Source organism: Campylobacter sp. US25a, assembly GCF_004379075.1.
Lineage (GTDB): Bacteria > Campylobacterota > Campylobacteria > Campylobacterales > Campylobacteraceae > Campylobacter_D > Campylobacter_D jejuni.
Map to the genome: position 1 here is coordinate 70403 of NZ_RYYM01000008.1, position 12157 is coordinate 82559.

Genomic DNA, 12157 nt, shown 5'->3' on the forward strand with positions numbered 1-12157 from the left:
TTTGTTCTCAAAGCTCTTTTAACATCTTTTCATAAGCTGCTTTAGTTCCAGATCTTACATTTGTAAACAAACTTGCAATAATAATTACCACAGAAGCTGCTAAAAACCCTGGAACTATTTCATAAAGACCCGAATTTGCAAAATTCTTCCAAAGTACCACAGTAGCAGCTCCTGTTATCATACCTAAAATCGCTCCTACTCTTGTCATCCTACTCCAAAATAAAGAAAAAAGCATTACAGAACCAAAAGAAGCTCCAAATCCGGCCCATGCATAAGAAACTATACTCAAAACACTTGAGTTTTTATCAGTAGAAATCAAAAACGCTATTACAGCTACTAATAAAACACCTAATTTACCTAAATTTAATACAACATGACTTGGCGCATCTTCTCTAAAAATCTTTTTATAAAAATCTTCCGCTATAGTAGAACTTGAAACCAGCAATTGCGAACTTGCCGTACTCATAATAGCCGCTAAAATAGCACTGAGTAAAATACCTGCTATCCAAGGATTAAATAAAAGTTGCGACATCACAATGAAAATCTTTTCAGGATCTTGCAAACTTAATTCAAATTTATGCACATAAGCTATGCCCAAAATACCTATCATACAAGCACTTAAAAGACAAACCACCATCCAAGCAATACCTATAAAAGTGGCCATAGGAATATCTTTAGTAGAACGAATCGACATAAAACGCACTAAAATATGTGGTTGACCAAAATAACCCAAGCCCCAAGCAAGTGCAGATATAATGCTTATAACTCCTACTCCTTCGCCCATAGATAAAGCTTGTGGCTTTATTTCTCTTACTATATTCACCGCTTCACCAAAGCCACCTAAATGATAAAGCATAACCAAAGGTACAATAATTAAAGCCATCATCATTAAAAGCCCTTGTATCATATCCGTCCAACAAACTGCCTTATATCCACCTAAAAAAGTATAAGCAACAATAATAATCGTTCCAGTAGTTAAAGCATAATCATATCTGATACCAAAAGTACTTTCAAAAAGTTTTGCTCCACTTACAAGCCCTGATGAAACATAAAAGGTAAAAAATATCAAAATTACCACCGCACATACGATGCGTAGTATATGTTTATCATCATCAAAACGAGTTTCAAAATAATCAGGAATAGTCAAAGAATTTGCAATCACGCTGGTATAAATTCTAAGTCTTTTTGCCACAAAAATCCAATTTAAACTAGCTCCTATAGTAAGCCCAATCGCAATATAAGAATCTATAAAGCCACTTACATATAAAGCTCCTGGTAATCCCATTAAAAGCCAACCACTCATATCAGAAGCCCCTGCGCTAAGTGCAGATATCACAGGCCCCATAGTACGCCCGCCTAAAAAATAATCTTCTGAATTTTTATTTTGCTTATAAAAATAAAAACCTATATAAAGCATCAATAAGGCATAAACTACAAACATCACTGCTATTGGGGTATTAATTTGAACTACTTCCATCAATCTCTCCTTGATCATTAAGATATTGCTCTAATGCCTAAATTTCCATAGCGATGAAAAGATATACTTAAAGCTTTTTCATTAAAATAATTTAAAAGTTCAAAACGACCATTTAACAATGGCTTTTCTCTTATGATGATTTTAGCAAGCTTTGCAGCCTCTTTATAAATCTCATCATTTACATCTGGCTTTGCCAAATAACGCACTCTTTCATATTCTTTAATACTCTTGATAAAATTTTCTTTATTTTCTTTTAAAAATAGCACCTTTGCTCCTATACTTTGAACAATTTGCTCTATCATACTAATATCTTGTTCATCATAACTGATACTTAGATCAATATTTGCAATATTTGCACCTAAAACCACCCCTAAAACATCTTTTAAGCTTTCATTTCCACAAAGTCTTAAAACCATATTCTTTATTTTAGTATAAGAAAAAAGATTATCTTCTCCACGAATATTGACATAATCTTTTGAAACACTAAACTCATTTTTATAATGATAAGCATAAGATTGAGACATTTTAATTAAATCGTTCATAAAATCTTGTGATTCTTTTAAATCTATTTGTGCTAATTTTTTTGAAAATTTATCTTCAATTAAATGATCATCAAAATCTTCTTGCTTAATCTCTAAAAATTGAGTGATATAATTATAAATTCCTACTTTTCTACCCAAACCTATAGCTGATTTTTTAATTCCACCAAAAGGTTGGCGAAGCACTATAGCCCCTGTGGTTGGTTTGTTGATATAAATATTTCCTGCTTCTATATGAGTGTGAAAATACTCCCATTCTCTTTCATCTAAGCTTTCAAAACCTGCAGTTAAACCATAACCTGTGGAATTTACTATATCAATAGCTTCTTTTAAGTCTTTAGCCTTCATCACACTTAAAATCGGCACAAAAAGTTCATTCATATGGGTAAAATCACCCTTTTTAGTGCCGTATTTTATGCCTGGAGTCATTAAATAAGGATTATCCTCTAAAAACTTAGGTTTTAATGCCCATTCTTCATAAGGTTGTAATTCATCTAAGGCCTTTTGAACTTTAGAACTTGGCTTATCAGCTAAAGCACCTAATTTATTTTTAAATTCAAAAGGACTGCCCACCGCCATAGAACTTGCAGCATCTACTAAAGTCTTTTTAAATTCTTCATCATGATAAACCTCTTCTTCTAAGACTAGCAAAGAAGTAGCTGAACATTTTTGACCGCTATTGCTAAACGCAGAATGAATGATATTTTTAATCGCACTATCACGATCAGCAAATTTAGAAACTATAGTCGCATTCTTTCCTCCCGTTTCAGCACTTAAAAGCAAGGTTGGATTAGCTTTTAACATAGCATAAGCAGTATCCTCTCCTCCTGTAAGAATTGAAAATTTAATCGCTTCATCAACAAGTAAATATTTAGAAATATCGCTTCCTTTTGAAGGTAAGAAAATCAAAGCGTCTTTTGGAATACCTGCATCCCAAAAACACTTACAAAGCATATAACCTGTTAGGGTTGAAAGTGAAGAAGGTTTATAAATCACCACATTACCTGCAGCTAGTGGTGCAGCTATAGTACCTACTGAAATCCCTATAGGAAAATTCCAAGGAGCTATGGTAACCCCTATGCCTTTAGGTGTGAATGTAACTTTTGGATTTTGTTTTTTAAGCTCTTCTAAAGAGTGCGGATAAAATTCTATAAAATCAATAGCCTCACTTACTTCAGGATCGATCTCTAAAAAGGTTTTGCCCACTTCTAAAGCCGCCAAACCTATCAAATCCCCTCTTCTTTCTCTCATAAGTTTTGCACTTTTGGCTAAAATTTGATAAATTTCATCATGACTTTTTTGTATAAATTTGGAATTTTTAGCTACTTCTAAAGCTTGTTTGATTTCTTTTTCTCCGGCTAAATAAGCCTTTCCTATCACTCTATCTTCAATCTTATCTTTAACTTCTAAAACATTTAAATTTTCTGCTTTAAAATCAAGCTCACCTATGACAGGATAAACATCATAATCTTTTAAATTTTCATATTTAGCTTTAATTTCTTTAGCCCATGCTCTATTTTGCGCTAAAATAAAATCCGTATCACTTTCGTTGCTAAATTTTTTACTTTCATAAGAACTTGTGATATTTGATTCTTTATTTCTATCTTGCTTGCGATGCGTAGTGTTATCAAGAGTTTTTATGCCTTCTAAAGATTTTAAAAAAAGTTCTTTTTGGATATTCCAGTTTTTATCTCCTACTTTAAGATTGAAAAAATAACGCATAAAATTATCTTCACTTGTATTTTCATCAAGGCGTCTTACAAGATAAGCAATGGCATTGTTAAAATGTGCTTCATCACAAACTGGGGCATAAAGGATTAAATCATGCATTTTAGATAATTCATAAGAACATTGCAAACTCATACCTTCAAGCATTTCAAAAGTAAAAGAATCTAAAGCACCCGCTTCACTTATGCGTGTATAAGCATAAGCAATCTCAAAGATATTATGACTTGCAATTCCTATGTTGATGTATTTATAATTATCTCCTTCAAGAATAAAATCAAGCATTTTATTATAATTGCTATCAGTATCTATTTTTTTGTAAAAAGTAGGAAGCTCCCAGCCTTTTTGAGATGCAATAGTTTCTTCACTTTCCATATTAGCACCCTTAACAAAACGGATCTTAATAGGCTTCATACCTTTTAAAACCCTCTCTTTTGAAAAAGCAAAAAGTTTTTTAAGATACTCATAAGAATCAGGAATATAAGCTTGCAAAACAATCCCCGCTTTAATATCAAATTTAGCCACACTTTCCATAAAAGCTACAACGGTGAGTTCTAAATCTCTAAATTCCTCCATATCAAGATTGATAAATTTAGATACACCTTGTTTTTTCTCTTCTTCCAAGGCTAAAGCATAAAGATAATCTAGTCTTTTTACTACCTCTTCTTTGGAATAATCAAAATCTATAATATTAATTTGTGAAAAAATAGTAGTAATTTTTATGGAAATATAAGTGATATAACTTGATTTTAAAGCTTCTTCATATTTTTGTATGCGATATTTACTCTCAGCTTCACCTAAAACCTCTTCACCGATTAAATTCACATTTAAGGTAATTTTATCTTGCTCTTTTCTTTTCTTAATATGTGGTTCTAAAACACTAGGATTTGCATCTAGAACCATAGCTTTAGTATCTTCTCTTAAATGTTTGACAAAAAAAGGCACACTTAAATTAGGAGCAAATTTTCCAAAATTTAAAAAGCTAAAAAGTAGGAATTTTTCAAAAGTGCTAAAAAAATCCGCTATGCCATATTTACTCAAAGTATATTCTATAAGCTCAAAACTTGCATTTTTATCTTTACATCTAAAAGAACGATCTAAAAGTTCTATAAGCATAACTTTATTTTTGGGATTATTAAGAAGTTTTTGCATTTTTGAGTGAAATTCTTTTTCAGAATTTGAAATATTAGCTTCTATTTGTCCTTGCAATTCTTCAGCTAAGGCTAAAGCTTTTTGTATCATTTCGTATCTCCTAAGATAAAATAAATTTTAATAAATAATATATAAATAAGATAAAAAATGATATTTTAAATCATAGAAAATGTATAAAAAATGATAAAAGAAATTTTAATGGGTATATAAGTAACAAAAATTAAGAAATGATAATATCATTTTCTTGCTTATTTACAACCTTAGCAATAATTTTAGCTTGAATATTTTCATCTTCTAGTTTTTTTAAACATTCTAAGGAATCTTTTTCACTTATAGAAATTAAAAGTCCTCCTGAAGTTTGTGGATCGCAAAGTAATAATTTTTCTTCATTTAAATCAGGGGTAAGTTCTTTTATAAATTCTAAATTTTTATAAGCTCCAGCAGGAATTAAACCCATATTAAAATACTCTTTTACTCCATCTAAAAAAGGAAGTTCACTTTCAAAAATTTCAAAAGAAATATTTTTATTTAGCATTTCTTTTAAATGTCCTAAAAGTCCAAAACCTGTAACATCACTCATGGCACTTGGATGAAATTTAAGAGCAATTTGACTGGCTTTATAATTTAACTCCATCATGTTTTTAAGCATTATATCTAAATGTTTTTGATTTAACATTTGCGCCTTTAAAGCTGTACTTAAAATTCCTGTTCCTAAAGGCTTGGTTAAAATGATACAATCTCCGATTTTAGAAGTATTATTAGCAATAAATTTACTAGGATGTACTTTTCCTGTAACACTAAGTCCAAAAAAAAGCTCGGTGCTTTCTATAGTATGGCCACCCACAACTAAAGCATTGCATTCTTGAACCTTATCATTTGCACCTTCTAAAAGCTCTTTTAAGATATTTAAATCATGATTACAAGTATCAAAACCTACTATATTTAAGGCATTAATCGCCTCTGCACCCATAGCAAAAACATCGCTTAAAGCATTTGCTGCGGCAATAGCACCAAAATGATAGGCACTATCTACTATAGGAGTGATAAAATCAAGCGTTTGCACCAAAGCTAAATCGCGGCTAATTTGATATACGCTTGCATCTTCATTATTTCCGATATCACTAAGTAAGGCAGGAGTTTTTTGCATGAAATTTAAAATTGTTTTAAGACCACCCGGGCTTAATTTCGCTGCTCAACCTGCTGCTTTAACAAAATGGGTTAAATTTTGATTTTTATATTGCAGTGTTTTTCCTTTACAAAGTAATAATTTTTGCTTTACCAAAAAGCTCATTTAAAATTTCATAAGCATTGCCTATATTTCCTATTTTAAGCTCTTTGCTTTTATTAAAAAATTCCAGACAAGCTCCGCAACTTATGATCTCAATACCTAAATTTTCAAGTTCTTTCATAGCTAAATGTGCTTTATGATTTTCATCAACATTGATTAAAACACTTTCATTTACGCAAAGAATTTTACTTGGAGCATGATCTAAATTTTTTAAGGTACTTAAAAATCCTACAAGTAAATTTTGTCCCAATTCACCCTCACCCACTTTGTCGGTTTTTAAAAATAAAACATTATAATCGTGAACATTTATTTCACTAGAATTAAAATTCTTTTTTTGTACTTTGATGCAAAACTCTTGTGCATTTTCATCTATAATAGGATTTAAATTTAAAGAGTTAAGAAATTTTACAACATTATTTTTTGAAATAATAGAATTTAAAACAATTTCTAAAATTTCATTTTCTTGAAGTTTTTCAAGAGCGTTTTTTGTTTCAACTATAGGCTGAGGACAAGAAAGATTGCGACAATCAATTTTCATTATTTTTCCTTGATATTGGCTTTGAAAAATAATATTATTTTATTACTTGTTTTGTGTTTAAAAATTTTAAACAATATAGAAAAAATTCAAAAGCTCAAAATGAGCTTTTTTAAAATCTTTTTTTATTCACATCTTCAAGAATTGCCGCAGCAATTTGATTGACTTCATTTGTTATATTATTGGTAACATTTGCAACTTCGACATTTTCCTTAGTTACAGTTTCAAGTTGTGCTATAGCATCGTTAATCTGTGTGATTCCTGCTGTTTGTTCTTTTACAGATTCTGCTACTTCATTTACGCTTTGAACAAGTATATTAATATTTGCCTCGATTTCAGATAAGGATTTTCCTGTTCTTTCCGCAAGCTGTCTTACCTCATCTGCAACAACTGCAAAACCACGCCCATGTTCTCCAGCACGTGCAGCTTCAATAGCTGCATTTAAAGCAAGAAGATTCGTTTGCTCAGCGATATCTTTAATCACATTGACAATATTTTTTATATCATCAGCTTGCGAAGCAACCTCAACTGTTTTTCCACTTACATTTTGCATAGAAGAATTAATCTCCTCTACAGCTGCAGCCGATTGTTCTAAAGAACTCGCTTGTGCATTAGAGCCATCAGCAAGTTTTTGCATAGAATTTTTTAACTCTTCTGACTGATTGGCTAAATCTTTAGCAAAATTTGAAGAAGCTACAAGCATCTTTTTAATTTCTTTACCTAAAATATTAGTTGTAATCTCAACTTCGCCTTTAGCATCAAGCACCTCTGTGCTAAAATCAAGCGCTTTATAACTATCAAAAACTCTATTAATTTCATTCATATTAGAACCAATTTTACTTTGCAAAACATCAAGCATTCTATTAAGAACATTTTTAAGTTCTACTAATTGAGGGTTTATAGGATTTTTAGTAATTCTTGCAGTTAAATTACCTTTTTCGATTTCTTTAGCAGTTTGCACCGATTCATCTACAGCATTTTGATCTTGCTCTAAAGATATTTGAATCTTTTCAATATTTTCATTTATGATTCTTCCCATTGCCCCTAATTCATCATTGGCTCGAATTTTAATTAATTTAAGCTCAATTTTTTCATGATTTAAGAAACGGAAAAAAGATTCTAAAGAGTTAAGAATAATTGGTAATCTTGTTGCAACAATTTTTCTTACGCAATAATAAACCACTCCCAAAACAACAAAAATAAAAATAAAAGATGCGCTAATAATAATTAATTGTAATTTTTTCAAAGGTTCAAAAACTGAATATTTAGGGGCAGTTACCAAAACTGTCCAAGAGCTATCTTGCACTTTAAAACTATTAATCGCGGCATAAGAATCATCACCATCAAAAGCTATATAGTTAAAAACTCCATTTTTTCCTTCGCTCATAGCCTTATAAGTCTCTTGTGCGCCTTTGTTAGGATTGACATCTTTTAAATTTTTTAAAACCAAATTTTTATTAGGGTGAATTGCAACAAGACCATCTGAATTTAAAAGAACTCTTAATTCTCCATCATATTTTTGACTCTTGGGATCTAAAAGATAAGTAGCAATAGCCGAAAAATTCAAAGTCATACCGATAACACCTACAACTTGATTCTTTCGGTCAAATATAGGCATAGCAATATTTACAGCATCAAAATCTTGACCTTCTAAATTCATCCTAATAGGACGTCCTATATATACTTTATTTTCCCCATATTTTGCTTTTTTTAATATATCTTGCACAACTTGTAAATTAGCTATTTCATCACTAGCTTGTATTGCTTTTATCCCGCCTTTACTATCTTTTTCTTCATCAACATAAAGCATAACAAATTTTCCACTTTGAGTATTGAAAAATTTACTCTCCTCTTTAAAATATTCTGGCGGATCGATAAGATACAAATAAGTAAAATTAGAATAAGCACTATTATCAAAAGTATTGGTTATAATATTTGTTATACTGTCTATATCTAAATTTTCTTTTGAAGTTGATCTAAACATTTCTGTTAAAGTACCTGAAATACTTTTATTTAAAGCAATCATTTCCCCAAAAATTCCTTGAGTTTGGGTAGCATATTCTTTCGTGATAGAAGCTAGAATATCTTCTGTATTTTTGGTAATATTTTGACTTACTTGTTTTGTGATTAATGAAATTAAAATAATAAGCCCAATAACAACAACAGTTGCTACAGAAAAAATAAGTTTTAAACCTATATTTAAAGATTTAAACATCTTAATAACTCCTAAAATAAAATTTTGGATTTTATATTTTAACATATTTTTTAAAAAAATACTATTAATTAATTATAAAAATATTATGTATTAGTATTTTTTGATAGAAGATTTATTTTTTTCCTTTTAAGAACAATTCTTTAAAGCGTTTATTAGCGTATTCTTCTATGTCCTTTTGCAAAATAGAGTAATTTTCCATTAATTCCAAAGCTCTAGGAGTAAGTTTTGTTCCTGATTCTTTAGAGCGTCCTTGTCGTGTGCTAACTAAAATTTCTTGAGAATTTTTTTGCAAGGTTTGTAAATGCATCCAAGCTTTTTTATAATTAATCCCCATAAGTTTAGAAGCATGCAATAAACTACCCGTTTGTCCGATAAGTTCTAAAAGTTCTGTTTTTCCTCGTCCAAAAAGCAAATCTCCATCCGCATTTTCAATCCAAGTTTTTGTTCTTACTATAAATTGCTTACCTTTTTTTTCTTTAAAACAACCAAGTTGACAATACTTTACATCAACCTTATAAGCTTTTAAAGCTGAACGCATACTTTTAAGTCCACAACCTTCTTTAGCAATATCTCTTGCATCTTTACAAAAAATTCTACGCTTTTCATCTAAACTAGGTTCTATTTTTTTAAGCACTTCAATCTTTGCTTTTTCAAAATCTAAATATCCAAATTGCCCCAACTCGCAATTATCAATTCTCATGTGATTTTCATCGGCTAATTGTCCGATTTTTTCTATATTTACATTAAATTTCTTTGCAATTTTAAAAGCCGTACCACAATCTAATTTTTCATTACTATTTAACAATTCTCTCATGTATGAGATGATTTCTTTTTCTTGATTTTTATCCATGAATTCTAAATTCTCCACTATAAATATTAATCTTATTTTCTCTAGCAAAACCACAAAGCGTTAAATCAAATTTTCTTGCTATCATAACCCCTAAACAAGTAGGAGCTGTGCGTGAAACAAGCACTGGAATTTTATGCATAACTGCTTTAGCTACCATTTCAGAACTTAGCCTTCCACTAACCATTAAAAAACATTGACTTAAATCGACCTCAGCTAAACGCGCCTTTCCTAAAGCTTTATCTATGGTATTATGCTGGGCTATATCTTCACCTATAAAAAAAGTTTTCTCATTTACAAAAAGCTTAGCCGTATGCACACAGCCTGTTTTCTCATAAAGCTCACATTGAGTATAAAAAGTACTCATTTGTTTTAAAATTTCATCTTTGCTAAATTTTACATCAGAACTAATTTTACTCGCTTCAATGGCTTCTAAATCGATATTTGCAGTATGTGCTCTACCACAACCACTTATAACTACGCCTTCAGCATTAAGCTTTGCTAAATTTTCTTTATCAATCTTTGCTTTGATATGCACACTCATACCATCATCTTTTGTTTCTATGTTCTCAATATCGCTTACTTTTGCAATGATATTTTCGCTCATTAAATACCCTATTGCTAATGCCTGTTCATCTACAGGAGTTGCCATTAAAGCGCCTACTCTTTCATCATTAATAAAAATTTCAAGCTTAATTTCACGCACTAAAGTATCATCGCATGTAAAAGATTCATCACCTTTATATTTTAAAATTTGGGTTGTAAATAAGGGTTCCATAAGCTTTCTCTTTTCGCGTTATTTTAAAAATTTAATTATATCAAAAAAACATAATTAAAAGTAATACTGATAAAAAAATAGGGATTTAATTTATAATTTTTAAGAATTTTAAAACATTTTATATCAAAAAAACATAAATTTACTCTTTAAACTCTTCAAGTGAAAATATACTAACAATTTGAAATTTAAAAACAAAAATAAAATTTTCTCTTTATGAAATTACTTCTTAAGCTCTTTTTTATGGGGGGGGGTATAATGGTTTTTTTATTTTTTGTATAAGGAGAATTTATGAAGCTTTCGTTTTCGGCGAGTAAAGTTTTAGTGGGTTTTGGCTTAGGTGCTGCACTTTGTAGCAATGCAATGGCAGTAGATTTAAATTCTAAAAATACCTTAGTTAAAGCTCAGACAACACCAACTGAAATAGAACTAGGTGGGATTAGCGGAAAAAATCTGCAAGATTATTTTGAAGTTAAAGGGCAAGATGTAGTTTTAATAAATGGAGATAGTTTAAAAGGCAATGATTTAACCATAAAATCAAACATTCCTAGATTTGATGATGAAAGCTTTTTAAATCCAGATGATAAAGATATCGATACTGATGAATTTAAGTATGTCTTTGATTTGGGTGATAAAAATACTTTAAATATCGAAAATGATGGTATGGAAAGTTCTTACATTGCAAATCTTTATGTAAATGCTAAAGAAATCATACTTAAAGATATGAATTTATATGTCAATCAAAGCGGCTCGGTGTTCAATGGAGATTTAAGCCTTAGCGGAACTAATTTAGTAGAAGATGATACACAAAAAGGCTCAAGAGTATCTGTATATGGAAATAACCTTGTCGTAAATGGAAATTTAAATGCAGACAAAACCTTTTTTGAATTTGGCAATCCTTATGCAGTGCAAAATTATTCTATAAAAGTTGCTAATAATGCGAATATCACTAATTCTAAATTTAGCGTAAATGGTACATCTTTTAGAGATTTGTTTGCTAAAAACACACTTTTAATCCAAGCACAAGGATTTAATAAGGATATAAGCACATCAAATACAGCTGGAGCTTCATATGGCAAATTTGCAAGTGATTATATCCATATAGATAAAAATCAAGACACCTTTCAAAGTATAACACTTGATAAAAATTTGCTGAATATGGAATTAGTAGATTACAATTTAAAAGAAGTAAATTGCGGATCTAGCAAATGCTTGGTAGCAAATGGAACAGCAACTGAGCATTTAAAAAATACTCTAACTCAATTAAAAATTGACTTAAAAATGCTAGAAAAACTAATAAAACAATTTAATGATAATGAACATATAAAAAAACAGCTTGAAGACCAAAAAAATAAATTAAATGAAATAATACAAAAAGGCGAAAACAATCCAAACTTAGACAAAGAAGTAGTAAAATTATACAACCTTAAAGAAGGAAGTGCTGAATATAATGCTGTACTTAATCTTAGAGAAATCGCGGACAAACTTGTAGATCAAGGTTTAGGACTAGATTTAAAAAGTTTTAGCGGTGTAAAACTAGCCCTACAAATCAAAAAAGACACAGACAATACAGGTAAATCTGTATCTAATCTCAATTCAGCTTC

7 protein-coding genes and 1 pseudogene are annotated in these 12157 nt (G+C 30.1%); 1 reads left to right on the plus strand and 7 read right to left on the minus strand.

Annotated elements, in window-relative coordinates; all coding sequences use genetic code 11:
- Positions 1-7 precede the first annotated feature (7 nt).
- The 7 genes from putP to fdhD all read right to left on the minus strand — a co-directional run bounded on the left by putP (position 8) and on the right by fdhD (position 10556).
- Positions 8-1477 carry a sodium/proline symporter PutP gene (gene putP, locus ELQ12_RS06935; protein ID WP_070299874.1) on the minus strand — a complete coding sequence of 490 codons (1470 nt, stop codon included), beginning with the start codon at positions 1475-1477 and terminating at the stop codon, positions 8-10.
- A 17-nt stretch (positions 1478-1494) separates the two neighbouring features.
- Positions 1495-4983 carry a proline dehydrogenase family protein gene (locus ELQ12_RS06940; protein WP_070261671.1) on the minus strand — a complete coding sequence of 1163 codons (3489 nt, stop codon included), beginning with the start codon at positions 4981-4983 and terminating at the stop codon, positions 1495-1497.
- 130 nt (positions 4984-5113) lie between these two features.
- Complete coding sequence (gene selD, locus ELQ12_RS06945) at positions 5114-6136, minus strand: selenide, water dikinase SelD (RefSeq protein WP_134264669.1); 1023 nt, start codon at positions 6134-6136, stop codon at positions 5114-5116.
- 10 nt (positions 6137-6146) lie between these two features.
- Positions 6147-6719 carry a sulfurtransferase-like selenium metabolism protein YedF gene (yedF, locus tag ELQ12_RS06950; protein WP_002862157.1) on the minus strand — a complete coding sequence of 191 codons (573 nt, stop codon included), beginning with the start codon at positions 6717-6719 and terminating at the stop codon, positions 6147-6149.
- Between the two features lie 109 nt (positions 6720-6828).
- On the minus strand, positions 6829-8931 hold the full coding sequence (ccaA, locus tag ELQ12_RS06955; RefSeq protein WP_002862158.1) for an aspartate chemotaxis receptor CcaA: 2103 nt from the start codon (positions 8929-8931) through the stop codon (positions 6829-6831).
- 112 nt (positions 8932-9043) lie between these two features.
- A complete protein-coding gene (locus tag ELQ12_RS06960; RefSeq protein WP_002870865.1) occupies positions 9044-9781 on the minus strand; it encodes a winged helix-turn-helix domain-containing protein in 738 nt (245 codons plus the stop codon).
- A complete protein-coding gene (gene fdhD, locus ELQ12_RS06965) occupies positions 9774-10556 on the minus strand; it encodes a formate dehydrogenase accessory sulfurtransferase FdhD (RefSeq protein ID WP_070261669.1) in 783 nt (260 codons plus the stop codon). The genes ELQ12_RS06960 and fdhD overlap by 8 nt, the downstream gene beginning before the upstream one ends.
- Positions 10557-10844: 288 nt before the next feature.
- On the opposite strand from fdhD, the pseudogene ELQ12_RS10220 reads away from it, so the two are divergent.
- Positions 10845-12157: pseudogene (locus ELQ12_RS10220) on the plus strand (hypothetical protein); the annotation flags it as partial.